General features: G+C 59.4%; 25 protein-coding genes. 22 read left to right on the forward strand and 3 right to left on the reverse strand.

Going from position 1 to position 23,039, the window contains the following annotated elements:
* Window positions 1-57 precede the first annotated feature (57 nt).
* The 3 genes from HCZ23_RS10670 to HCZ23_RS10680 all read left to right on the forward strand — a co-directional run bounded on the left by HCZ23_RS10670 (window position 58) and on the right by HCZ23_RS10680 (window position 5,381).
* Window positions 58-522 (forward strand): TniQ family protein, encoded by a 465-nt coding sequence (locus HCZ23_RS10670; RefSeq protein WP_167601700.1) that lies wholly within the window; start codon window positions 58-60, stop codon window positions 520-522.
* Complete coding sequence (locus HCZ23_RS10675; protein ID WP_217703171.1) at window positions 449-1,276, forward strand: hypothetical protein; 828 nt, start codon at window positions 449-451, stop codon at window positions 1,274-1,276. The genes HCZ23_RS10670 and HCZ23_RS10675 overlap by 74 nt, the downstream gene beginning before the upstream one ends.
* Before the next feature lie 736 nt (window positions 1,277-2,012).
* Window positions 2,013-5,381: an Ig-like domain-containing protein gene (locus HCZ23_RS10680; RefSeq protein WP_167601702.1), complete on the forward strand. Its 3,369-nt coding sequence runs from the start codon at window positions 2,013-2,015 to the stop codon at window positions 5,379-5,381.
* Between the two features lie 151 nt (window positions 5,382-5,532).
* On the opposite strand, the gene HCZ23_RS18105 is transcribed toward HCZ23_RS10680, so the two are convergent.
* Together HCZ23_RS18105 and HCZ23_RS18325 are read right to left on the reverse strand one after the other, a co-directional pair.
* On the reverse strand, window positions 5,533-6,987 hold the full coding sequence (locus HCZ23_RS18105; RefSeq protein ID WP_167601703.1) for a type I restriction endonuclease subunit R: 1,455 nt from the start codon (window positions 6,985-6,987) through the stop codon (window positions 5,533-5,535).
* Between the two features lie 434 nt (window positions 6,988-7,421).
* Window positions 7,422-8,315 carry a helix-turn-helix domain-containing protein gene (locus HCZ23_RS18325; RefSeq protein ID WP_167601704.1) on the reverse strand — a complete coding sequence of 298 codons (894 nt, stop codon included), beginning with the start codon at window positions 8,313-8,315 and terminating at the stop codon, window positions 7,422-7,424.
* Between the two features lie 222 nt (window positions 8,316-8,537).
* Here HCZ23_RS18325 and HCZ23_RS10695 point away from each other — a divergent pair, with 222 nt between their 5' ends.
* The 7 genes from HCZ23_RS10695 (at window position 8,538) to HCZ23_RS10725 (ending at window position 12,784) form a co-directional block, all read left to right on the forward strand.
* Entirely contained in the window at window positions 8,538-9,677 is a 1,140-nt protein-coding gene (locus HCZ23_RS10695; protein WP_217703172.1) for an amine dehydrogenase large subunit, read from the forward strand.
* Window positions 9,677-10,204, forward strand: a complete 528-nt coding sequence (locus HCZ23_RS10700; protein ID WP_167601706.1) for a MauE/DoxX family redox-associated membrane protein — start codon at window positions 9,677-9,679, stop codon at window positions 10,202-10,204. Before HCZ23_RS10695 ends, HCZ23_RS10700 begins: the two co-directional genes overlap by 1 nt.
* A gap of 16 nt (window positions 10,205-10,220) precedes the next feature.
* Complete coding sequence (locus HCZ23_RS10705; protein WP_167601707.1) at window positions 10,221-10,838, forward strand: redoxin domain-containing protein; 618 nt, start codon at window positions 10,221-10,223, stop codon at window positions 10,836-10,838.
* A 2-nt stretch (window positions 10,839-10,840) separates the two neighbouring features.
* Window positions 10,841-11,362, forward strand: a complete 522-nt coding sequence (locus tag HCZ23_RS10710) for a methylamine dehydrogenase light chain (RefSeq protein ID WP_167601708.1) — start codon at window positions 10,841-10,843, stop codon at window positions 11,360-11,362.
* Between the two features lie 6 nt (window positions 11,363-11,368).
* Complete coding sequence (locus tag HCZ23_RS10715; protein WP_167601709.1) at window positions 11,369-11,818, forward strand: c-type cytochrome; 450 nt, start codon at window positions 11,369-11,371, stop codon at window positions 11,816-11,818.
* A gap of 54 nt (window positions 11,819-11,872) precedes the next feature.
* Window positions 11,873-12,298, forward strand: a complete 426-nt coding sequence (locus tag HCZ23_RS10720; protein WP_167601710.1) for a cytochrome c — start codon at window positions 11,873-11,875, stop codon at window positions 12,296-12,298.
* 168 nt (window positions 12,299-12,466) lie between these two features.
* A complete protein-coding gene (locus tag HCZ23_RS10725; protein WP_167601711.1) occupies window positions 12,467-12,784 on the forward strand; it encodes a hypothetical protein in 318 nt (105 codons plus the stop codon).
* A gap of 111 nt (window positions 12,785-12,895) precedes the next feature.
* Here the strand turns inward: HCZ23_RS10725 and HCZ23_RS10730 are convergent, their stop codons facing one another.
* Window positions 12,896-13,159: a DUF982 domain-containing protein gene (locus HCZ23_RS10730; RefSeq protein WP_175580896.1), complete on the reverse strand. Its 264-nt coding sequence runs from the start codon at window positions 13,157-13,159 to the stop codon at window positions 12,896-12,898.
* A 792-nt stretch (window positions 13,160-13,951) separates the two neighbouring features.
* On the opposite strand from HCZ23_RS10730, the gene HCZ23_RS10735 reads away from it, so the two are divergent.
* The 12 genes from HCZ23_RS10735 to HCZ23_RS10790 all read left to right on the forward strand — a co-directional run bounded on the left by HCZ23_RS10735 (window position 13,952) and on the right by HCZ23_RS10790 (window position 22,972).
* Window positions 13,952-14,140: a hypothetical protein gene (locus HCZ23_RS10735; RefSeq protein WP_167601712.1), complete on the forward strand. Its 189-nt coding sequence runs from the start codon at window positions 13,952-13,954 to the stop codon at window positions 14,138-14,140.
* A gap of 58 nt (window positions 14,141-14,198) precedes the next feature.
* The gene (locus tag HCZ23_RS10740; protein WP_254870124.1) at window positions 14,199-15,020 is read left to right on the forward strand and encodes a transglutaminase family protein; all 822 of its coding nucleotides are present in this window, start codon (window positions 14,199-14,201) and stop codon (window positions 15,018-15,020) included.
* A gap of 222 nt (window positions 15,021-15,242) precedes the next feature.
* Window positions 15,243-15,449 carry a cold-shock protein gene (locus tag HCZ23_RS10745; protein WP_167601713.1) on the forward strand — a complete coding sequence of 69 codons (207 nt, stop codon included), beginning with the start codon at window positions 15,243-15,245 and terminating at the stop codon, window positions 15,447-15,449.
* Between the two features lie 55 nt (window positions 15,450-15,504).
* Complete coding sequence (locus tag HCZ23_RS10750) at window positions 15,505-15,723, forward strand: hypothetical protein (protein ID WP_167601714.1); 219 nt, start codon at window positions 15,505-15,507, stop codon at window positions 15,721-15,723.
* A gap of 64 nt (window positions 15,724-15,787) precedes the next feature.
* Window positions 15,788-15,952 carry a hypothetical protein gene (locus HCZ23_RS10755; RefSeq protein ID WP_167601715.1) on the forward strand — a complete coding sequence of 55 codons (165 nt, stop codon included), beginning with the start codon at window positions 15,788-15,790 and terminating at the stop codon, window positions 15,950-15,952.
* A gap of 705 nt (window positions 15,953-16,657) precedes the next feature.
* The gene (locus HCZ23_RS10760) at window positions 16,658-17,281 is read left to right on the forward strand and encodes a TetR/AcrR family transcriptional regulator (RefSeq protein ID WP_167601716.1); all 624 of its coding nucleotides are present in this window, start codon (window positions 16,658-16,660) and stop codon (window positions 17,279-17,281) included.
* 137 nt (window positions 17,282-17,418) lie between these two features.
* Window positions 17,419-18,597: an ABC transporter substrate-binding protein gene (locus tag HCZ23_RS10765; RefSeq protein ID WP_167601717.1), complete on the forward strand. Its 1,179-nt coding sequence runs from the start codon at window positions 17,419-17,421 to the stop codon at window positions 18,595-18,597.
* Between the two features lie 64 nt (window positions 18,598-18,661).
* Window positions 18,662-19,531 (forward strand): branched-chain amino acid ABC transporter permease, encoded by an 870-nt coding sequence (locus HCZ23_RS10770; RefSeq protein ID WP_167601718.1) that lies wholly within the window; start codon window positions 18,662-18,664, stop codon window positions 19,529-19,531.
* Window positions 19,532-19,535: 4 nt separating this feature from the next.
* Complete coding sequence (locus HCZ23_RS10775) at window positions 19,536-20,519, forward strand: branched-chain amino acid ABC transporter permease (RefSeq protein WP_167601719.1); 984 nt, start codon at window positions 19,536-19,538, stop codon at window positions 20,517-20,519.
* Complete coding sequence (locus HCZ23_RS10780) at window positions 20,519-21,283, forward strand: ABC transporter ATP-binding protein (protein WP_167601720.1); 765 nt, start codon at window positions 20,519-20,521, stop codon at window positions 21,281-21,283. Before HCZ23_RS10775 ends, HCZ23_RS10780 begins: the two co-directional genes overlap by 1 nt.
* On the forward strand, window positions 21,270-21,989 hold the full coding sequence (locus tag HCZ23_RS10785; protein ID WP_167601721.1) for an ABC transporter ATP-binding protein: 720 nt from the start codon (window positions 21,270-21,272) through the stop codon (window positions 21,987-21,989). The genes HCZ23_RS10780 and HCZ23_RS10785 overlap by 14 nt, the downstream gene beginning before the upstream one ends.
* A gap of 14 nt (window positions 21,990-22,003) precedes the next feature.
* On the forward strand, window positions 22,004-22,972 hold the full coding sequence (locus tag HCZ23_RS10790; protein WP_167601722.1) for a dipeptidase: 969 nt from the start codon (window positions 22,004-22,006) through the stop codon (window positions 22,970-22,972).
* The last annotated feature ends 67 nt before the right edge of the window (window positions 22,973-23,039 follow it).

Below are 23,039 nucleotides of genomic sequence, written 5' to 3' on the forward strand. Positions count from 1 at the left end.
GAATGAAGGGACAGCAGGTGTCGGATGCGCCGCATTTGACATGACTGCTCATTAAAAATGGACAACATCAGGAAATCCCCCGCGCGAGGCGGGCGGGATGCTGTCGTGCACGGGTGTCGAGCGCCCCTGCCGATCGCGACGAGACTGGCGGATGGCGAAACGGCCACATCGCGGGCCAGTCGTGCCGCCCAAAACAACGGCTATGCATCGCTACAAGCTCTGTGTAGCGACCAGCGTATTGGATTTTTGAACCTCTGCAATGGTTTCGATGCCGAAGTCGCGCATATCGCAGACCTCACCGGAATTGAGTTCGACACGCTTCGATTCAATACCCCGCGCGTTGATCAACAAGGTTGGTTCCGGCTTGGGGCAGAGCGGATCAAGGCCACGGCGTTCACGCGTTCTGGCGGGCAGGTCTGTCCTGCTTGCGTGCTCGAAGGCCGCACGGATGATGCTCGGAATGGCGCTTTTCAAAGGGGGCGTCTGGCAGGTGTCGAGCCTGCATTGCTGTCTAAAAAATAAGGTGGCGCTTGTCCCATTGGAGGTCTCGGGCAATAGCAAATCCGTCCATGATTTTGCGCAGCATATCAAAAGCTGGGTGCCGGGCGAAATTACCGAGGTGGCAGATGAAGACCTTAGCTTAGAGGTCTATCTCGCAGATCGGATCAGGTTGGGTCGCGGACAGGATTGGCTCGACGGCTTCGAGTTTCATGCGGTTTCTTCGTTTTGCGAAGCGCTCGGAACCCTGCTGCAATTCGGGTCAAAAGCGCGTCCGCACCTACTTTCTGCTCTCGATTGGATCAAGGCTGGTGCGGCAGGGTACGCCGTTGCAAAATACGGGCCGGACGCCATTCGGAATGCACTTGATACCATCCGGACGTCGGCGCCCAAATCCCAGAAACCAGATTATTCGAAAATCTTTGGCCCGGTGATCGCGGAATTGCGGGCACGGCGAAACGATCCTGACTTCGACGTGTTGCGGCATCTCATGCGTGACTATGTTCTGGATCATTTCTATGTGCCGGAGGGGACGTCGCTCCTGGGCGAAACCTGCGGGGCACCGCGTTTACTCACCGTGGGTGTGGCCTCAAAGCGTTCAGGCATCCCAATTTCCACGCTTACGCGCCAACTTAAGCGCAGCGGCGAACTCACGTCGGAGATGAAGAACGGCCTCAGTGACCGGGGGATGCTTGTGTCAGCCACGGTGATGGACGCGGCCATTGCGGATGCGGAAAAGCTCTCCTCCCTCAACGCTTGGGGCGCAAACCGAGCATGACAGATCTGCGAAAAGCAGTCGCCATCCAAATGATTGAGGCAGGGTACAAAGGGACAAAGATATGGAAAACCCTCGCGGTTCTGGAAGGCCCGCCGATCGGCCAGTCTGCCTATTACCTCTGGCAGAAAACATGGTTGGCTGAGAGTGCGTATTCCAAAACCCAACGGCATCGAGTCCACATTACAGTCGGCACGGCGTCCATAAAGCGACGGACGCAGGTGTGAGTGCTTTCCGAGGATTGCAGTTGAGAGCTGAGCCAACCCCGGCCCGCTCTCGCCCAAAAGAGCCGTAGGGGCGGGGCTGGCGACGGTTGACCTTTAGTGCTTCCGACCCAAAGCCGACATCCGTGAAATATGCTGCGGATGACTGCACTCTCCCAAATCGGGCATTCGTTGCGCAATGCAAAATTGCTCTAAATCAAGTAGGGGCCGCAGCCAACGGAGTTCCGCGGCCTCAGAGGACAGTGACCAAAACACCGCACAGTCCATTGTTTTTTCAAGACATACCAATAGACACTTTCATGATTGCTTTCAAAGGTGGAAGCTGCCGCTGCTTGAGAACCTCCGGTGCAACTGGCCTCACCGGTAAAATGTCGGCGTTAGGGAAGATCCAAGGACGCGGTTTTGCGTCTTTCCGTCGCAAGCAACTGGCCCAATGTATGCGGCGTGATCGAAGGATCGCGTCACCATTGGGGTATGTTGTTTGTTCTTCATGCCCCTGTTGTATGGGGAAGAAGATGACCGCACGAAGTTTTCTACAACACATTTCACTGGCTTTGGTCACGCTCTGTTGCATCACAGCACTCAGCGAGACAGCCAACGCACAGGCGACAGACACAACGCCACCACGCATCCAGTCGATCACCCGCTATGATCCTCTGGGCCAATACACCAGTGAGACGGAAGTGGTGTGGGAGGTGACCTTCACCGAAGATGTCACCGATCTCGATATTTATGCAGATTTTGTCATTTCTACGAGTGTTGGCAATGTCGATCCTGCGGCATTCCCCGCGGCCCAGATCACACCGAGCGTCTATCGCTTCAGGGTGCAGTTCTCTTACCCTGTGACCAATGGCACCGGATTTGTGCAGATTGTTCCACGGAGCGATTCCACCATCTATGATTTGGCGGGCAATGCCATGACAGATTTCAGCGTCCTCGATGTGAACGAGGCCTATAGTCCCGACAATGTGGACCCGACGCTGTCGATCACCACGTCTTCGCCGCTTCCAACCAACGCATCGGTGATCCCGCTCACCTTCACTTTTTCCGAAATCGTAACGGGTTTCGACGTGAGCGATCTGACCCTCAGTTCTGGCACCGGCTCTTTCTCGAATTTCAGCGGCAGCGGGTCGACCTATACCGCCGATTTGACCCTCAGCTCGACAGGTGCGTTTCAGGTCTCCGTCGCGGATGCCGCCGCCGTTGACCGCGCTGGCAATTCGGGCACGGGCGCCACACTCAGCGGCACGCGGGATGTGACGGCGCCGACCGCTGAACTCTCCGCGATCCCTTCCGAGGTGAACGGACCCTTCGATGTGACCGTGACCTTCGATGAGGACATGACTGGATTTGCGCTTGGCGATTTCACCGTGGTGAATGGCACGGCATCGAACCTTCAAGCCGTCTCCTTGCGGGTCTATTCGGCCACGATCACGCCCGACGCCGACGGCACAGTCACCGTGTCGGTGCCTGCAAGCGCTGCCACGGATGCGGCGGGCAACGGCAACACTGCCTCCAACACGGTGAGCACCACGGCGGATGTGACCCGTCCCACCGTGTCGCTTGATATGCCCACGGGGCTGGTGAACGCGCCCTTCACGCTGACGATGACCTTCTCCGAGGAGGTGAGCGCAGTGACGTTGGGCAATATTTCGGTCAGCAACGGCACGGCTTCTGACCTGCAACAATCCAGTGCGACCGTTTACACGGCCACGATCACACCCGACGCAGACGGACTCATCACGGTCAATTTCCCAGAGAACCTCGTGACGGATACGGCCGGTCTCGGCAACGAAGCAGCGACGGCCATCACCAACACTGCCGACCTGACCGCCCCGACGCCGGTCGTGAGTTTGACCGACAACGGGCCGGGCAATCCCTATACCGCTACGATCAGCTTCGATGAGGATGTGAACGATTTCACGCTTGGCGACATCACCGTGACGAATGGCGTTGCCTCGGACCTGCAAACCGTCTCTGCACGTGAGTATTCGGCCACGATCACGCCCGATGCCGACGGCACGGTCACCGTGTCCGTCCCGGCGGGGGTTGCTACCGATGCCGTGGGCAACGACAACATCGCTTCCAATACAGAGACGACCACAGCGGATATCACCCGTCCGACGGTGACGCTCGATATGCCGAGCGGCTTGGTGAATGCGCCTTTCACGCTGACGATGACCTTCTCCGAGGAAGTGACAGGGGTCGCCCTAGGCAACATTTTGGTCAGCAATGGCACGGCCTCGAATTTGCAACAAACCAGCACGACCGTTTACACGGCCACGATTACACCCGACGCGGACGGAACGGTGACGGTCAATTTCGCCGAGAATGCCGTGACGGATCTGTCCGGGCTTGGCAACGCGGCGGCAACAGCCGTCACGAACACTGCCGATCTGACCGACCCTGCACCGACGCTCACGGCAACGCCGGACTTCCCGGGCACGCCTTACACGGTAACGATCACCTTCGATGAGGATGTGACCGGTCTCGATCTGGGCGATTTCACCACCACGAATGTCGATCTCTCTTCCCTCTCGGGCAACGGTGACAGCTACACTCTTCAGGCCAAGGGGACGGACTTTGCGCAGTCCATCCAACTGCGCGCGGACACGGTTCTCGACGCTGCGGGCAATGGCAACAGCGCCTCGAACATCATTTCCGTGGCACCCGACGGCGTTGCGCCGAGCCTGACGATTTCGGGCGTTCCGACGACGATCACGCGTGGCGAAAGTTTCGTTGCGACATTTACCTTCACAGAATCTGTTGTCGGTTTCGAAGCATCGGATATTTCCCTCACCAACGCGACGATGGGCGCGCTCACCGGCAGCGGGTCGGTCTATTCGGTCTCCATCACGCCGGACGATCGCGGTGATGTCACCGTCTCGGTGGCAGACGGTGCCGCGCGTGACATGACGGGCGAGCCCTCCGTGGCGGCCTCCGCTCTGGCGCAGCTCGACACATCGGCGGAGCAAAGCGAAGCGATCGCACATTTCTTGCAAGCGCGTGCGCGCAGCCTGATCCAGAACCAGCCTGATGTGTCCCGTTTCGTCACCGGGCAGAATGCGGGCAATGCCTCCGTCAGTGTCTCGCGCGGTGGCGGTGAGTTCGCGCTCAGTTCCCGCGGAAACGGTCCGTTTTGGATCGCAGTGTCGGGGTCCTGGTCGGACAGCGACACCGAGGACATGAGCTACGGTCTCGCGTCTCTCGGCTACCACACGGCGCTGTCCTCAGGCACGATCATCGGCGCGATGGTGCAATATGACATGGCGGAACAAGAAGACGCGCAAGGGACCAAAGTTGAAGGCACCGGCTGGCTCGTCGGCCCGTATTTTGCCTCCCAGATCGGCGATCATCCGTTCTTTGTCGATGGGCGGTTGTTGTTCGGCGAGACCGACAACGACATCACCCTGTCCACGGGTCAAACGGGCAGCTTCTCGGGCGACCGGATGCTGGCCTCATTGGGGGCGCAGGGGCGTGTCAAGATGGACAAGGGCTGGACCCTCATTCCCAACCTGACACTGAGCCACGTCAGCGATTCCCAGAACGCTTATGTCAGCGGCGGCACGGTTGTGCCGGAGCAAAAGGTGACCCTCACCGAACTCGCCGCCGGGCTGGATTTCGAGGTGCCGATCCTTGTACCCGAGGGGGATTTGATGCTCGATTTCGGAATTTCCGGGATCTACAGCCACACGAAAGGCAGCGGCGCCGCAAGTGCCTATATCACCGAAGAGGAAGGGCATCGTGGCCGTATGGATATCGGCCTGAGCTACGATAACGGAAGCGGCTTGAGAACATCCGGGGCAGCTTTCGTCGACGGTCTGGGCGGCGACACGGAGGTGTCCAGCTACGGCCTGTCCTTCGAGGTCGCCTTTACGTTCTGATCGAAACCTCATCAAAGGCCAAAAAAAACAACGCCCGCTGACCTCTGGTTGGCGGGCGCTCTGATTTGCTGAGCGCTAAAGCCGACGCTAGTATCGCGCGCAGCGAATGTCCGCTTCCCGCCCTTGTAGTCGAGTTAAGAAACTCCACGCCCTAAATATCACCCATTCCCTCATCGAAGGTTTCGAGCAAGTCCACCATCAGTGTGACGACGCGTTCAGCAGAGGGCTTGCGTTGAAGGATGCCCGGTACTTCGATCATTATCGCAATCACCTCATCGGTCAGCGGGCGCTTGCCGGAAAACTGATACGCGTCCAGCAATCCGACGAACCCCTCACGATCCGGCTTTTCTTCTGTGCAAATCGTTTGGAACGCCGCTTCGCACTTTTCTGCCCAGAACTCTTCGAACGTCGCTGTTGTTTGTGCGGCACTTTTCATGGTCGGCAGGTAGGCCGTGATGAACTCTTCAATCAGCTCGCGCTTGCTGCGCAGGCGGGGCTCTGACCCAAGCAGATCGAGAATGGTCTTGGTCTTGCTCGCAGTATCCTGCGCGTCCTCGGCTTCCCTTTGCTCCGCGACGACAGAGGCCCGCAAGGCCAGAATATAGGCGACGTTGATGTTGTCACGCCGGATCAACTCAAGCTCGAAGTCGACCTCATTGAGAATGGAGGCCTTCTGATCGTCATCCCGATCCGATTTCATACGGTCGTGGATATCGAGATACTTGCTCTTGAAGTCCTCGAAGTGCTGCGCGTCCAGAGATAGGTCGTCATCGCTGAACTCGGTGAAACTGGTCAGAACGTTGCGGATGCGGATCAGCTCGCGGAAGGCGCGCACGAAGGCGAGAATGTCGTCCTCTGAAACCAGCTTGTCCACAGCTGACGGCGTCGGTGCAATCTTGAGCAATTCCATCGCCGCCTCGTTGAAGCGGTCAACATACTCTTGGTAGGGCGCGATCAGGATTGTCTCGTCAGCATCCTTGTTGGAGAACAGCGCGATGGCCTCGTCCACCTTGGCCTTGAGGTTGCGGAAGCAGACAATATTGCCCTGCGATTTCTTTTGCCCGAGGATCCGGTTCGTGCGGGAAAATGCTTGAATCAGCCCATGATAGCGCAGGTTTTTGTCGACATAGAGGGTGTTGCAGGTCTTGGCGTCGAAGCCGGTAAGGAACATGTTGACGACCAGCAGGATGTCGATGCCTTGGCCTTCGATGAAATCCTTCCGGTCACGCCATTTCATGCGCTTCGCCAGCGCCTTGTAGTAGACGTAAAAGGCCTTTCCGTCCTTCACGCTGTTGTTGGTGCCGAACATCGCGTTGTAATCGGCCACATAACCGGCCAGCTTGTCCCGGCTGTGCTGGGTGGCGGCACTGACGGGGCCGCCCGTGACATCCGGCTCGCCAATCAATCCGTTGGCGTCCTCGTCTTCTTCATTGGCCGCGAAGGTGAAAATCGTGGCGACCTTCAGGTCATCTTGGCCCTCGCTCTTCTTGCGCTGAAACGCCTCATAGGTCTTGGTCAGGGCATCGACGGAACCAACGCACATGATAGCCGATAAGTCGCGATTATGCGTCTTGTGGTCGTGGTTCTCGATGATCCAGTCAACCACACCGTCGATCCGCTTTTCGCTCTCGAAGAATTCCTTCAGGTCGAGGTCGGAAACCTCTTCATCGTCGATGAACGTCCCGTCCTTGCGACGCAGCTTGCCCCAATATGCTCCAAACGTGCATGTTTATGGCTTCGAGTTAAGTTTGATGTGGAATTTATGATTTAAAACAGAGGTTTAGGTTGTGATTCGATTTAAGATTTTGCATGTCGCGCACTCTTTTGCTCCACTGACACTGAGAGCGAAAAATTGCAATGCGCAGGACGTGACGACGCCAACATAAGCGCAACTTTAAGACGAGAGAGGGCCGACCGACCCTCATCGAAATTTCGTGCCTCGTACAACAGATGACTGCTCCAAAGCCCGATCGCGATATACATCATCCGCGCCATGCCGCGGGAGCATCTCATCCGGACAGGTGATCTGATATCCACGTCTCAGTGATGTTTGGGCGCGTCACGGCGCAGTGTGTCAGAAGGGCGCTCGCCAAACATGGTGCGATAGGTCTGTGAAAACCGACCCCAATGATAGTAACCGAATTCCATGCTGATATCCGACACTTTCGTGTCACGCGGGTCTGACAAGCGGAGGCAACGATGCACTTCGCTCAGACGGCGCCCTTTGAGCATATCGTCAAGCGTCATCCCCGTCCGTTCCAGACAGCAGGCCCGCAGCTCTGCACGATCCCGCTCCAACACTTTTGACAAATGGCTGACGCTGAGCTTTTCGAAAGGAAGCGTATCGCAAGCGGCAAGAATATCCGACATCAACCCGCGTGGGGATTTGCGCAGGCGGTGTCGCATGGCGTCACGCGCCCAGAGCGAAATGCGGTCGATCAACAGATCCGGCGCCAGATCCAGAACGGGTTGTTGCGCGAGACCCTGACGCGCACTCTCTATCAGCGTCAACATCCAGTCCGCGATACCATGGCTGGCCTGCGGCGGAATAGGGTTCGACCCTCTTGCGATCTCTTCCGAGAGGGCGGTGTCGGGCAGGGTGAGCATGATGTAATCCGCATGGCTGTCGGTGAAGATGTGATACTCTTCGTCTGCGACATGGATCATGCCGGTCCCCGCGCCAATCGCGTTGGCCTGACCGGCCATCGACAGCCGTTTGCCAAGCGAAAATCCGACGCAGATGGAGCCATCGGGAACACGATAGAAGTTCTCCATCTTTTGGTTCACTGTCTCGCGGTAGAGCGAAATCTCATCCCATTCCAATGCCGCGATGTGCCCCTCGAACGCCCCTGGGGACAATTGCCGATAGAGCTGTTTCCAACCGTCGAGACCGCGCTCTTGGTCGACGAAGTTGTCATATTGAACTTCTCTCACGAGGGTCTTGGTCTTAAGACATGTGTGCATTGTAAGCATCCAATTTTGAATGTTTTTCTTCCTTCAAGGCGCATGGAGGAGGGGCACGTCAAGCTTGGCGGACCCTAAAAGGGCGAGATTCACGTGCCGCATATTTTATGAGCGAAATAGCCGGATCAAAGCGGATAGCGCGGGCTGATCGCCAGCGCCTAAGCTGATTGCGAGACCATCACCAGGAGACAGATGATGAAATCTACAACCGCCGCTTTCGTGGCGCTTGCTGCATTGACCGGACCGGCTTTTGCACAAGACGCCATTGAACCCGAAACCCTCACCGTCAAGGAAACGATCGACGAAGGCCCGAATCTGTTCGTGCTTTCTCAGGAGTGGAGAGGCCCGTCCTCGATCAACGTGTTGGGCGCCGAAGATTTCGCGATGAAGGGCAACATGGGCCCGGGCACCACCGCACAGATGGTGCTCTCTGCCGATGGCAAGACGATGTACACCACCTCGGTCTATTTCGAACGCTACACCTATGGCCCGATCACCAACGTCTTCCACACCTGGGACGTTGACACGCTCAAGATCAAAAGCGAATTCGAGTTCGGCGATAAAATGGCCCATGTGGAAAGCCAGCCGGCGCTTCTGACGCTGTCCTCCGATGAGGCCTATGCGCTGGCGCAAAACGCGACACCCGCGACCTCCGTGTCGGTGATCGACATCGCCGCGGGCGCCACGCTGGCCGAAATTCCGACGCCGGGCTGCTGGGGCATCTTCCCCTCGACCTCCGGCATGAAGTTCACCACGATCTGCGGGGATGGCACCTTCCAGACCTATGCTTATGCCGCCGATGGCACCTTTGGCGATCCGGGCAAGTCGGAGAAGATCTTTGACGTCGATGACGACGCGCTTTTCACCAATGGCGTGCGCGTGGGCGAGACCCTCGTTTACGTGTCCTATAACGGCAACCTCTATGTCGTCGACGACAGCGGTGAGGTGCCGGTCCTGTCCGAGACCTTCGCCCTGACCGAAGGTGTTCTGGGCAAATGGGCGCCGTCTGGTTCCGAGCTGATCGCCTATAACGCGCCGACCAACACCGCTTTCGTGCTGATGCACTCCGGGTCCTATGACGGGTCGCACAAAAACGGAGCCGAGCAAATCTGGGCCGTGGATATGGACAGCAAAACCGTTGTCGGACGCGCCGCCGCGCATCACGAAAACGGGCTGATCGTGACCCAGACCGAAGAGCCGATGCTCTATGGCGCCAATGAGGAAGGCGACGTCTATCTCTACTCCGTCGAGATGGGCGACGAGGTCTTCCTTGAGGTGGCCGAAGAGTTCAACATCGCCGGCTGGCCGACCATCATGGAGCTGGATCGCTGATGGGAGACCTGTCGCACCTCACCTCTGCAACCTTGACGAGCTTTCTCGTGCTCGTCTTGGCGCGCGCGGCCTGGCACAAATGGCAGGCCTACTATGAAACGGTGGGATTTGCGCAGGGCTATGGGCTTGTGCCGCGTCATTTGGTGCCCTTGATCGTGCGCGGACTGATGGGGGCCGAGGCCCTCACCGTTCTCGCACTCCTGCTCCCATTCACCCGCCCCTTCGGCGGACTGATGGCGGCAGGTTTGTTCCTGGGCTACGGCGCTTTGATGGCGGCGGCTTTGCTTCGCGGGCAGACGGAGATCGACTGTGGCTGCGGTGGCACGCCGCAGATCGTCTCCGGCCTCACCCTCGGGCGCAATGCCGTTTTGACCGCCATGGCGCTGGCTGTCGCGATGATCGCCACCGGGCCGGTCGGTCCTGCGGGGGCGATCATGGCGATCACCGCCGGGATCACGCTTTTCGCCATCTACGGCGTGGTGGAAAAACTCGCTTCCCATCTCCCCCACATCCGTCAGGCCGGATGAGAGAGGACAGAACGATATGAATATACTTATCTTTTCCAACATCGCCCTGTGGGTCGTCGTGCTGGTACAGATCGCGATCATCTTCGCGCTCGCCCGCCAGATCGGCATCCTGTTCGAACGGGTCTCTCCGGTCGGCGCGATGATTTCGGACAGCGGGCCGGACATCGACGAAGCCGTGCCGAACATGACCCTGCCCAATCTCAACGGGCCGGAATTTGCATTGGGCGGGCCGGAAGGGCGGGCGCAGCTTGTGTTCTTCCTGTCCACCACCTGTCCGATCTGCAAGGCGCTCTTGCCCGCGATCAAATCGATCCGGGACGATGAACAGGGCTGGCTCGATGTCGCGCTGGCCTCCGACGGGCGCGAAGCGGCGCATCGTCGGCTTATCGAGGCGGAAGATCTCGGGTCTTTCCCTTATGCGCTGTCCTCCGATCTCGGCATGACCTTCAAGGTCGCAAAACTGCCCTTTGCCGTGCTCATCGGGCCGGACGGCAAGGTGCGCGCCAAGGGTCTCGTGAACTCTCGTGAACAGCTCGAAAGCCTGTTCACCGCCTCCGAGACCGGCATCCCTTCTTACCAGGCTGCGGTCGCCCAGCAGATGGGCGCCACTCAATTTTCCTCCGAAAGGATCTGATTATGACCAGACTGATCGATAAACTTCTCAAGACCCTCGACAAAAGCGTCGAAACCGGTGCCCGCACCGCCGCGCGCAACCTTGGCCGCCGCAGCTTTATGGCAAAGGCCGGGGCTTCGGTTCTGGGCGCCGCCGTTGCGACCCCGATCCTGCCTTTTGATCGTCGCGCCAACGCCTCTGAGCTGCCGGAAGACGAATGCGCCTACTGGCGCCACTGTGCCCTCGACGGCAACCTGTGTTCGACCTCCGGCGGCTCTTTGACGCAATGTCCTCCGGGCTCGTCGGCGTCGTCGGTGTCCTGGGTCGGCACTTGCACCAACCCGGACGACGGCAAGGATTACCTCGTGTCCTACAACGATTGCTGCGGCAAACCGTCGGTGGATTCCGCAACCTTCTGCTACACCTCCGAAGGCGAGCGTCCGGGCTATCGCATGGGGCTCTACAACGACATCAACTGGTGCATGGCGAATACCGACAAAGGCTATCACTGCACGGTTTCCGTGGTTGTGGGCCTGGCGGAGTAATCTGACGTGCGCCTTTTGACGACACTCACGGGGGCTGTGGCGACCGCCATGGCCCTCCTCGCCCTCCCGGTCTCGGCAGAGACGCCGGAGGAGCTGTTTAACACTCATTGCGCCGCCTGTCACAACACGGGCGGCATCGGCAATCCGGGCCTCGCCCCGCCGTTGAACCGGCCCGCCTTTTGGCAAGCCCTTGGCGACACCGCGCCCGAGTATCTCGCTGGCGTGGTGGTGTCGGGAATGGCGGGCAAGCTGGAGGTGCAGGGCCAGATGTACATCGGCCTGATCATGCCGCCAGTGGCCAGCACCACCGACGAAGAACTGGTCGAAATCGGCACTTGGGTGTTGCAAACGCTCGGTGAGACCGATGGCGTCATGACGCAGGCGCTTCTCGATGCGGCGCGGGAGGCGCGTCCCTCTCATGCCGATCTGCGTGCCATGCGCCCGGCTGTCGATTAAGCCCTTGGACGGAAAGGAATGAGCATGCCTCTTTTGAAATCTTTGAGCATTGTGATGGCACTTCTGCCCGCCGCGCTTGCAGCCGCCGATCAACCCACGCGCAGCCCGCACACGAATTACATCCTGCGCTGTGCGGGCTGTCACGGGTTCGAGGGCTTGGGGACGACAGAGGGGGACATCCCGGCCTTTCCCGACAGTGTCGGTTATATCGCCAGCACCGAGATGGGCCGCACCTACATGATGCATGTGCCGGGCGTCGTGAGCGCCTCGCTCAACAACGGCGAGATCGCCGAAGTGATGAACTATATCCTCGACATCTGGGGGGCGACCGACAGCGGCAGCCCGCCCGAGCCCTTCACAGAGGAAGAGGTGACCCACCGCCGCGCCGAGCCGGTGCCCGATGTGGTGGCCTATCGTCGTCTCGTGGTGGATGAGCTTTCCGCCATGGGGGTGACCGTCGCGGAGTATCCATGGCCTTGATGTGCCTTGACCGACAAGCCCCTCAACCTGCCGCAGCTTCGTGACACTACCTTCTGGCTTGTGCCGCTTCGGAACCATCTTGGCCCTTCGTTTTCCTAAAGAGTAAGGTGAACCACCTCTGTGGGGGAGGACCACCACGTCGCCACGCACAACCTGTGGACGGGGCGCTTGAAATATATCGTCGCGGAGACGGCACGAAGTCAACGCGTCGAGCGCCTTGGAATGCTTGTTGACCAACATCTAGAAATTGCAGAACGTGCCGAAGCCCGTGAACAAGGTTTTCGTGCTGATGCTGTGAGATATGAGCGCCAAGGCAATGTCGGCTCGGCAGCAGCAAGACTTCGTGCTGAGGAAATGGAAGATAGAGCCGAATCCGCGCGCGCCGAAGAAGCTCGCTTACATGAGCGTCAGCTGGAAGTTCAGGGGGCGGCAAATGTCCGTCGACGAACGGAACGATTGGTGTCGCGTCGCCTGAGGTGGAGTTGATGCCTGAGCTGATCGACGACATGATCGCAAATCCAGGCGACCCAATCTATTTCGAGCGCCCAGACTTGAGGGAATGCTGCAAAGCAGTCATTTGAGGGGCAACGATGTCGGCTATGCGACTCTCTGCGTTGGCAACACGGGTACGAAACCCGCAGTTTGTGCAGCCGTCATAAACGCTTTGCGTGCTTCGCCCACGGGTGCCATGCAGTCCATGGCTGCGTCAATCGTCGTCAGTGCGCGTTGCTGCGCGTCGTCGGAGACCGGCCATTTGCGGCTAAGCCAGTAGCGGGCTTTTTCGATGGTGCCGAATTTCTGTACGTCGCCTTCGGGCGATGTGAGGAGAGACAGGGGCGTGCCCCAATAAATTTCTATCAAGATCTTCTTCTTTCTTGTCAGCAAACCGCAGAGCCACCGATAAAGCGGCGCGGTTTTGGACAGGTCGTGGCGCACGGCCTACGGCATCTGCCCTTGAGAATGGCTTGGTTCGCGGGAACTCAAGTGGTTGACCATCCTGGGTCGTGGCGCAGGTGAATGTGGTCACCAGACACCTGCAATGCACACGCCAAAACGTGCTGCGGACCCTATCTTCTGGTCAGGTGAATACGTCAGCGACGGTCAATCCAATCGCTTGCCCTGTCTGGTGCAATTTGTCTGGCGCAATTTGCACATCAACAGGAAAACGTCTGCGGGCCTTATGCGGGCCTGTCGAACCATATGTCAACATGTGAGGCACGGGCCAAACGTCTCAGAGAGAGATAGGGGCTCCGTCGCCGAAATGCGAGGTGTTTTCCTCAGAAAGACGCGAAACCCGGCTTAGTTGCGGAAAACGCACAGTATTATTCTTGGGCTCTCACGGATTGCCCTGCGGTGTCAGACCGTCGACGGCGGTCTCTAAGGTGAAGTTGTTCCGATTGCGCGTCATTGCACTGGTAATATCGCGCGCGATCCCCCATATCTATAAAGGTTACAAGGAAATTCTCACAGGCGGGCGACGACCCGCGCCATCACTGCGGTGCGCAATATGCCCCCAGTTTCTCCTCGTATCCTGACGACCAACCAAACGAACAGGTTCAAAGCTGCCCCTTTAGAGGAGAGCCGTCGCGCGTGCGCGATCGCCGCCTCGGAGCGCCGCTTCCCCCGAACGTGCACCCGAAAAGGATACCCACGATGACCAAGCAGATCCCTCACCGCGAAGATGCCGATACGGACAAGTCGACAATCGTGCGCAAACGCCCGACCAAGACCGCGACGCCGGACGCGGCTCCGACACCGCGCCGTTCGATTTTTGACGACTCCTACGCCCCTGTTGGCGCGGAATTACGCAAGGCGTGGTCGCGCCATAGCGCCAAATCATGAGATCAAAGAGACCGTCATTCGACGCGCCTCTCGCCATGCGCCGCAGAGGAGCCATTTTATGACCTCTTCCGATCTGCGTATCAAACTCGGCTGTCGATTTCAGTTCGATCTGCCGCAACCGACCCCGATGATCGCGCTTTTGAACGTGCATTTCTCGCGGGTCAGCGATCTCGAATACCCGGACCACCTCACCACCACGCCCCGCGTGCCGATGAGCGGCTATCGCGACGGGTTCGGCAATTGGTGCACACGAATGATCGCGCCACAAGGACGTTTCACCGTCGAAACCCAGACGATCATCCGGGACACGGGCCTGCCTGATGCGCGCCCGGACATCGGTGCGCAGGCGCCCGTCGAAAGCTTGCCGGACGAGGTGCTCGTTTATCTCTTGGGCAGCCGCTATTGCGACACCGACACCCTATCCGACACAGCTTGGCGGTTGTTTCAGCATACCTCCTTCGGGTTGCCCCGCGTGCAGGCGATCTGCGATTTCGTTCACAACCATATTCGCTTTGATTACATGGCTGCGGATGCCACCCGGAGTGCCGCGCGGGCCTATCACGAGGCGCAGGGCGTTTGCCGAGATTACGCGCATCTGGCGATCACCTTTTGTCGCTGCATGAACATCCCGGCGCGCTACTGCACCGGCTATCTCGGCGACATCGGTACGGCGCCGCCCTATCCGCCGGGCGATTTCGCGGCCTGGATGGAGGTCTGGCTCGATGGGCGCTGGTGGGTGTTCGATCCGCGCAACAACATGCTGCGCATCGGGCGCGTTCTGGTCGCGCAGGGGCGCGATGCCGCGGACGTGCCTCTGACCCATTCTTTTGGCGAAAACATTTTGTCCGGCTTCGACGTCTGGAGTGATCAGATCAGCTGACGCGCAGCTCAAAGACAGCTCCGAAAGGTGGCGCGCGCCGGACGGGAAAAATCTTTTATTTCTTTTCCTTTGCTATTCGGAGTCCCGTCCTGTACCCCTAAGGAGCAACGTTTTTTCCATCTGCATCCTGTCTCCCTTATCGGTTCCAGTCTGCCATTTCGATCAGACTGTGCCGGGCAACCGCATTCACGTGGGCTGCAAAACACTCAAGGAGACATCACAATGGCCAATGGCACTGTGAAATGGTTCAACCAAACTAAAGGCTTCGGCTTCATCGCACCGGAATCCGGTGGACGCGATATTTTCGTCCATATTTCCGCGATGGAACGCGGCGGCATCGCCCAGTTGGATGACGGTCAAACCGTCACCTTCGACGTCGAATCCGGACGCGACGGCCGCGAGTCCGCGACCAATCTGGCACTCGCCTGATCTGACCGGTTCGGACCCGGCGCTCATCGCCGGGTCCTATGACCAAGGAGGCCTTATGCCCCGCAAAGACAAAGTCACCTCTCTGTTTCGCGAAACGGTCACCAAGCCGGCCACACCGCATGATCGCACCGCTGCGGCGGCCCGCGAGATCATCGAAACAGAAGCCGCGCGACGCGCAGAATTGACGGCCAACCTCAAAGCGGCCCGTCTGGCGCGCGATGCGCATCAGGCTGCGCCCGACGCAGCCCCTGTCTCTGACGAGACCAACAGCTGAGCCGGTTTCATGGGCTCACACTGACCCTCCGGGGAGAGCCCCGGATCATGATGGAGCACCAAACATGACACCCAAACAGACGCCTCAGGGCGCGCACTCCCCCGTATCGACGTCCTTTGTCGAAAAGACCAAAGCCGCTGACCTCGGATGGCAGAATTTCTTTCGGCATCTGGCGGCGGAAAAGACATCCGAAACGCGGCAGGCCTTGCCGCGACACGTTCAGGAATAACACCATTTTTCCATAGCATATGGAAGATGGTGTTCCCGGTGGCCCGACTGAGAGCGATCAGGCGCCTCTTGCGCCGATCAGCATTCGTCGATGCGCCATCGGGAGGTGAAGCGGCAGAGCATTGTCTCTGCCGTTTTGCTTTTATGTGCCACCTTTCGGGACTACCTTGTTTACACGATTTCCGTTTTTCGTCTTCTCAGTCGATATGACCGTCAGAGCGTTCACCGAGGAAATCGCAAACTGCCCCGACCCCTCCCTTTGTTCTGATGTCGTTTTTGACCACTCTGTCCCGCGCACCGGACATCACCCCATCCCGAACCAAAGGTCCGGGTTGGGGCAGCGGCAGACGCAATTCACGGCCCGGAGCTGTCGTTCACTGCGGTGGTGAAGAGCTTTCAATCTTTGCGATCCGGCAAACGACCCTGAGCGGGAAAGAGACGATCCGGGCACACAAAGGCGACCACATCCCTCACAGACAATCAGGGATGCGAGCCGAGACACTGTTCGACCATTCACTTTGTGCCGGGCCTATATACCTGCGCGGCGTTCTTGCCGTTTTTTTTCCGTTAGAGTTTCAAGATACCCGAGCCCGGTGCCGATTTTTTGAGCAAACCGAGGGGGCTTGCGATTTTGCCGGACATAAGGCTCTCGACGCGCTTGACCAAATTATAAATACAAGCCAACCTGTTTTTAAATGAGGGACAGATGACAGTAACGACACGCCGCACCCAAGACCAACGCAGCACCGAAACCCGCAGGCTTCTGCTGGCGGCGACGGTGCAGATGCTGATGGAAGTGGGCTACGCCAACACCAGCACGGCAGGCATCGCCAAGCGTGCGGGCGTGTCTCGCGGGGCGCAGACGCATCATTACCCCAGCAAGATGGCGCTGATCGTCGCTGCCACCGAAGAGATGTTCGCGAATTTCGCCGCCGGGCTGGAGGCGCTCGCGGCTGATATGCGGAGCGGGGCGCTGGATTACGACCGGTTTTTCGAGGCGGTCTGGGGCGAGGTGCTGCATGGCGACTGGTTCTATTCCTCGCTCGAAATCATCGTGGCGGCGCGCGGCGACGCGGACCTGCGCCAACAGCTTGAGCCGCTGATCCTCGATCTGCACGAGCGGCTGGAGGCGATCTGGTCGCAGACCTTCGTGGCGGTGAACCCCGATGTGGTGACCTCGCGGGTGGCGTTGAACCTGGCGATGAATGTGTTTCGCGGCATGGCCGTTCAGGCGGTGCTGCGCAGGGATGAGGCCTATTTCCGCGAAATGGTGATGACGCTCAAAACCATGTTGGCGGGGCATGTTCGTCCCGCAAGCGGTCCCTTGTAATTTTCTTCCTTACCAGTTTTGCGCATCGTGCATGCGCTTAAACAAACAATACGGTCGGTTTTTAAGTTGAAATCGACACATAACAAAAGCGGTAAAAAAGCCGCAGTCCAAACAGAAACGTCCAACAGGAGTAACAGATGAATAAGCTAACGACTTTTCTCACCGCAGCGACCCTTGTCGCCGCTCCCGCCTTTGCTCAAGACGACGCCTGGGAAACCCAAGGGCTCACGGATGACGCCATCACCATCGGTGTGATGGGGCCGTTCTCCGGCAATGCGTCGTCCTATAGCAAAGCCCTGATCGGCATGATGGCCTATTACGACAAGGTCAACGAAGAGGGTGGCGTGCATGGCCGCAAACTGGTCGCGGTTCAGGAAGACACCGCCTGCGACAGTGCCAAAGGCCTCGCCGCCGCCAAGAAACTGATCTCCCAAGACGAAGTGTTCATGCTTCAGGGCAACTCCTGCTCCGGCGTGGCGCTGGCGCTGCGTCCGACCATCGAAGAAGCGGGGCTTCCGTGGATCGTCGCCCATGCGGTGAGCGACTCGATCTCCGATCCGCTGGCGGCGAATATCTTTCACGGTGTGCCGACCGGACGTGCGAATGGCTACGCCATGGCGGCCTTCGTGCTCTCCAAGCCGGACACAAAAAACGTTGCAATCATCGAGCATTCCAACGACTGGGCGCACAGCTATTCCAACCCGGCGCGCGACTATCTGAAAGAGCATGGCGTCGAGCCGACCGCCGAACTGACCATGGAGCGCGGCCAGACCGATGCCACCGCGCAGGTGCTGAAGCTGCGCCAGAACAAGCCCGATTTCATCATCGCAGCGCTTTATGAGGCGGAAACCGCCATCTTCCTGCGCGATCTGAAGAAATACGGCATGGGGGACATCCCGGTCATGGGCACCGCGGGCACCGACCTTGAAAACACGCTCAAGCGCACCGGCGATTTCGAGACCGTCCAAAACTACTACGTGATCCACTCCTATGTCGACAATCTCGACGGCGAGAAAATGAAGCCCTGGGGCGACATGATCCACAAATACTACCCGGACGAAGAGCTTTCGACCTTCTCCTTTGTCTCCATCGGATCTGCCGAGGCGCTGGTCTCCGCCCTCGAAGCCGTGGGACCGGATCTCACCCGTTCCAAACTGATCGCGGCACTCGAAGAGGTGCGGGACTTTGACACTGGTATCCTGTCCGATCCGATCACCTGGACTCCCGAGGATCACCAAGGCGTCAAAGGCTCTGCCGTGGCCGGTTTCGTCGATGGTGAACCGACCGTTCTCAAAGCCTGGGGCCAGCCCTACTAATTTCCTCCCCGACTGACTGGCTCCGGCGCACCAACGCGCCGGACCTTTTCCAGGAGAAATACCGATGCTGATGCAGCTGACATTGGGCGGATTCGCCCAAGGGGCGATCTATGCCCTCATCGCCCTCTCTCTGACCGTTGTCTATCGCTCGACCACGGTTGTGAACTTTGGCCATGGCGACTTCGTGATGGCAGGGGCCTTTCTTTCCTATGTTCTGGTCGTGCTCGCGGGCATTGCCTTTCTTCCGGCCGCTGTGCTCGCCATGCTCGCCATGTTTGTGCTGGGCGTGTTCTTCAGCAAAGGTCTGATCCGACCCATCCGGGGCGGTCCACATATCGGACTGGCGCTCATGTGTATCTCGGCGGGCTACATCCTGCGTGGGATCGCGCGGATGGTCTGGGGGCGCGAAGTGCTCCCCATGCCGCCGGTGTTCGACATCGAACCGATTTTCATCGGCAATCTCGTCATCACGGGCGACGCGGTCTTTATCATCGGGACGGTCTTTGTCCTCTTGGTGGTCTTCTTTGGCCTTCTCGGCCTCACCGACCTCGGCAAGATGGTGCAGGCGGTCTACCAAAGCCCGCGCGGCGCCCGCCTCATTGGCCTGAACGTCGAGCGTTTCAACGATTTTAGCTGGGGTGTTGGCGCGGCCCTTGGTGCCCTCGGTGGTATCCTCGTCGCGCCCATCTCGCTCCTGCATCCGGACCTTGGCGCCTCCTTCCTGATCAAAGGCTTTGCCGCCATGACACTCGGGGGCTTTGGCTCTCTGGGCGGCGCGGTTCTGGGCGGCATCCTTCTGGGGCTCGCGGAACAATATGCCGGGGCCTACCTCGACAGCGCCCTGATCGAGATCACCGCCTATGTCGTCATCGTGCTGGTGCTGTTCATTCGTCCGCATGGCCTCTTTGGCCGCAAAGCCGTGGTGAAGGTGTAAGAACATGAGTACGACCATGCCAACCTCCCGCCAACGCCGCCTGCGCACTTGGGCCTTCTGGGCCGTCCCCGTGCTCTTGCTGCTCACGCCTCTGGCCACCAACGCCTACACGCAATTCATCATCAACGGGATGCTGATCTCGATCCTCGTGACCTTGGGCTTCACGCTCGTGATTGGCAACCTCGGCCAGCTCGCTTTTGCCAACACCGCGTTTTTCGGGATCGGGGCCTATGCCTCCGCCATCCTGTCCGCAAAGCTCGGCCTGCCGTGGATCATGACGATCCCTCTTGCGGGGGCGCTCGGCGCGCTCGGAGGCTTTCTGGCCTCTTCCGCAGCCCTGCGTGGCATCCGTTCCTACTACCTCGCGATCATCACCTTGGCCTTTGGCGAGTTGATGCGCTGGGCCTACCTGCACACCAAGCCGCTCACGGGTGGCACCGATGGTCTGCCCTTGCCGCGTGAGACCATGTTCGGCATCTCGCTGAGCGATGACACGTTGAAGTTCTACATCTTCCTCGCGGTGACTGTCGTTCTCGTCAAAGCCACGCTGAATCTCCTGCGCTCTCGCTTTGGTCGCGCCGTCATGGCGGTGCGCGAAAACGAAGTGGCCACGGCCTCTCTCGCCATTCCGACCGCGCGGGTGATCCTCACCACCTTCATCTGGTCGGGCTTTGTAGTTGGCTGTGCGGGCGCGCTGTTTGCCCGCCACGTCGGCCATGTCTTCCCGGAAAGCTTCGGCATGCTGCACCTCATCGCCTCCTTCGCGATGGTGTTGGTCGGGGGCCTTGGGTCTGTCCTCGGCGCCGTGCTCGGCGCTGTGGTCCTGACCGCCTTGCCGGAATATCTGCGGGCGTTTCCGGGGATGGAAGAACTGTTCTTCGGCCTGATCGTCGCCGCCGTGCTGGTCGCCATGCCTTTGGGGCTTGCAAGCCTCCTGCGCCGTCTCTCGCCCATCTTCGTGGAACGCTATTACCGGGAGGAATCGTGATGACCGAACTTCTGCACGTCAATGGATTGAGCGTCCGCTTCTCCGGCCTCACGGCCTTGGACGATGTCTCTTTCACCCTTCAGGAAGGCGCGGTGCGTGCCGTGATCGGGCCGAACGGAGCGGGCAAGTCCACGCTGTTCAACGCGATCTCTGGCTACGTCACGCCGACCTCTGGCACCGTCCATCTCAAGGGCCAGGAGCTGACCAAGCTCACGCCGCATGAGATCGCCGAACAGGGCGTCCGCCGAACCTTTCAAAATGGTGGGCTGTTCCCGGAGCTGACGGTTCTCGAAAACGTCCTCACCGGGCTTCACGCCCAGATCGAAGGCTCGTTCCTCGACATCCTCTTGGGTCGCTCCAAGGCGCTCAAATCCGAGGCCGAGAACATCCACCGGGCGCGGGAGCTTTTGAAGCTCATGTCGATGGATCACATGGCCGACACAAGGGCAGGGGACCTGTCCGGCGGTCAACAACGGATCGTCGAAATCGTCCGTACCGTGGCCTCCGACCCGCCGGTTCTCCTGCTCGACGAACCCGCTGTGGGTCTGTCCCCCGTTGCCCGCGCTCAGATGATGGAGATCATCCATCGCCTCGCTGGCGAAAAAGGGGTCGGCATCCTGCTCATTGAACACGCGGTGGAGCTTGTGATGGCCGCCGCCGACCGCATCCTCGTGATGGCGGCAGGCGCGCGCATCGCCGAGGGCACACCCGAAGAAATCCGCGAAGATCGCGCTGTCTTGGAGGCTTACCTTGGACACTCCTGAACCGCTTCTCAAAATCCGTGACCTGCATGTGGGCTACGGCAAAAAACCGATCCTGCGGGGCGCGACCTACGACGTGCTGCCGGGGGAATGTCTCACGCTTTTGGGCGCGAACGGCTCCGGCAAATCGACCTCGCTCAACGCCGTTTGCGGCTTTGTCAAACCGACCTCCGGCTCGGTGTTGTTCGATGGGATCGAGACGGCGGGTCTCTCGCCGCACAAGATCTTTTCCCATGGCATCGCGCAAGTCAGCCAGGCCCGCGATCTCTTCCCCGATCTCACAGTCGAGGACAATCTCCGGCTTGGCGCCATGCGGCGCGGGGGTAAGGAGATCAGCCAGACGCTGCAACTGGTGTATGAGCGTTTCCCGCGCTTGGCCGAGCGCCGCAAACAGCCGACCCGCACACTTTCCGGCGGCGAACAACAGATGGTCGCCATCGGGCGCGCCCTGATGTCCCGGCCCCGGCTGTTGTTGCTTGATGAACCCTCGGGCGGCCTGTCTCCGCAGTTCTGCGAAGAGATCGCCAAGATCATCGACACGCTGAAAGAGGATGGGGTGACCATGTTGATGGTCGAACAAAACCTCAACCTCGCTTTCCGCGCTGCCGACCGCTTTATCGTCCTCAGGGACGGCGAGGTGGTGGACGGCGGCGATGTCCGCGCCATGGCGGGCGACCACGACGCGATTGTGCGCGAAATTTATCTCTGACGAAGGACTTTAAAATGACTACGCTGCATGACGATCTCATCGTCTTCGACGGGCTGATCATCTCGGACTGGGGCCGCCCCGTGTTCGAGGCGATGGCCAAGGGCGGGCTGACCGCCGCCAATTGCACCTGCTCGGTTTGGGAAAACTTCCGCGACACGATGCTGGCCATCGGCGCCTGGAACACCCAGTTCCGCGACAACGCCGACCTGATCGTGAAGGCCAAAACCGTGGCGGACATCCGCCGCGCCAAGGACGACGGCAAAACCGCCATTGTGCTCGGGTTCCAGAACACCACCGCGTTTGAGGACCGTTTGGAAACCATCGAACTGTTCAAGGAACAGGGCGTCGGCATCGTTCAGATGACCTATAACACCCAAAACCTCGTGGGCTCCGGGTGCTATGAGAGCACCGACAGCGGGCTGTCGGACTTCGGGCACGAAGTGGTGGCGGAGATGAACCGTGTCGGCATCCTCTGTGACCTGAGCCACGTGGGGCCGAAGACCTCGGAAGAGGTGATCCGGGCGTCGCAAAAGCCTGTGGCCTATTCGCACTGTCTGCCAGCCGGGCTCAAGGCGCATCCGCGCAACAAATCCGACGAGCAATTGCGGTTCATCGCCGATCATGACGGCTTTGTCGGCGTCACCATGTTCCCGCCCTTCCTCGCCGCTGGCAATGGCGCGACGGTCGACGATTACGTGGCCGCGATCGACTACATCGTGAACCTCGTGGGCGAAGAACGCGTGGGCTTTGGCACCGATTTCACCATGGGCTACGGGTCGAAATTCTTCGAATATCTCAATCGCGACAAAGGCTACGCCCGCCAACTCACGGACATCTGGGAGGTCGAATTCCCCGACGGTCTCGAATCCATCGCCGATTTCCCGAACCTCACGGCGGCGATGGAGCGCGCGGGCTGGTCGGAGACCAAAATCCGCCGCGTGATGGGGGAAAACTGGCTCACACTGCTCGACCGCGTTTGGTGATTTCCTGCGCCGGGGCATTGTCCCCGGCCCGACGCGCGGCCTGATAGAGCTTTGAAAGGCCCGCTCC

This window comes from Celeribacter sp. HF31 (genome assembly GCF_011806455.1).
GTDB lineage: Bacteria > Pseudomonadota > Alphaproteobacteria > Rhodobacterales > Rhodobacteraceae > Celeribacter.

Coding starts and splice junctions, on each gene's coding strand:
- HCZ23_RS10710 (WP_167601708.1), top strand. CDS start 10,841: ATGACCAGACTGATCGATAAACTTCTCAAGACCCTCGACAAAAGCGTC.
- HCZ23_RS10790 (WP_167601722.1), top strand. CDS start 22,004: ATGACTACGCTGCATGACGATCTCATCGTCTTCGACGGGCTGATCATC.
- HCZ23_RS10675 (WP_217703171.1), top strand. CDS start 449: ATGATGCTCGGAATGGCGCTTTTCAAAGGGGGCGTCTGGCAGGTGTCG.
- HCZ23_RS10670 (WP_167601700.1), top strand. CDS start 58: ATGGACAACATCAGGAAATCCCCCGCGCGAGGCGGGCGGGATGCTGTC.
- HCZ23_RS10680 (WP_167601702.1), top strand. CDS start 2,013: ATGACCGCACGAAGTTTTCTACAACACATTTCACTGGCTTTGGTCACG.
- HCZ23_RS10735 (WP_167601712.1), top strand. CDS start 13,952: ATGACCAAGCAGATCCCTCACCGCGAAGATGCCGATACGGACAAGTCG.
- HCZ23_RS10765 (WP_167601717.1), top strand. CDS start 17,419: ATGAATAAGCTAACGACTTTTCTCACCGCAGCGACCCTTGTCGCCGCT.
- HCZ23_RS10695 (WP_217703172.1), top strand. CDS start 8,538: ATGATGAAATCTACAACCGCCGCTTTCGTGGCGCTTGCTGCATTGACC.
- HCZ23_RS10770 (WP_167601718.1), top strand. CDS start 18,662: ATGCTGATGCAGCTGACATTGGGCGGATTCGCCCAAGGGGCGATCTAT.
- HCZ23_RS10760 (WP_167601716.1), top strand. CDS start 16,658: ATGACAGTAACGACACGCCGCACCCAAGACCAACGCAGCACCGAAACC.
- HCZ23_RS10720 (WP_167601710.1), top strand. CDS start 11,873: ATGGCACTTCTGCCCGCCGCGCTTGCAGCCGCCGATCAACCCACGCGC.
- HCZ23_RS10745 (WP_167601713.1), top strand. CDS start 15,243: ATGGCCAATGGCACTGTGAAATGGTTCAACCAAACTAAAGGCTTCGGC.
- HCZ23_RS10775 (WP_167601719.1), top strand. CDS start 19,536: ATGAGTACGACCATGCCAACCTCCCGCCAACGCCGCCTGCGCACTTGG.
- HCZ23_RS10700 (WP_167601706.1), top strand. CDS start 9,677: ATGGGAGACCTGTCGCACCTCACCTCTGCAACCTTGACGAGCTTTCTC.
- HCZ23_RS10780 (WP_167601720.1), top strand. CDS start 20,519: ATGACCGAACTTCTGCACGTCAATGGATTGAGCGTCCGCTTCTCCGGC.
- HCZ23_RS10750 (WP_167601714.1), top strand. CDS start 15,505: ATGCCCCGCAAAGACAAAGTCACCTCTCTGTTTCGCGAAACGGTCACC.
- HCZ23_RS10755 (WP_167601715.1), top strand. CDS start 15,788: ATGACACCCAAACAGACGCCTCAGGGCGCGCACTCCCCCGTATCGACG.
- HCZ23_RS10740 (WP_254870124.1), top strand. CDS start 14,199: ATGACCTCTTCCGATCTGCGTATCAAACTCGGCTGTCGATTTCAGTTC.
- HCZ23_RS10705 (WP_167601707.1), top strand. CDS start 10,221: ATGAATATACTTATCTTTTCCAACATCGCCCTGTGGGTCGTCGTGCTG.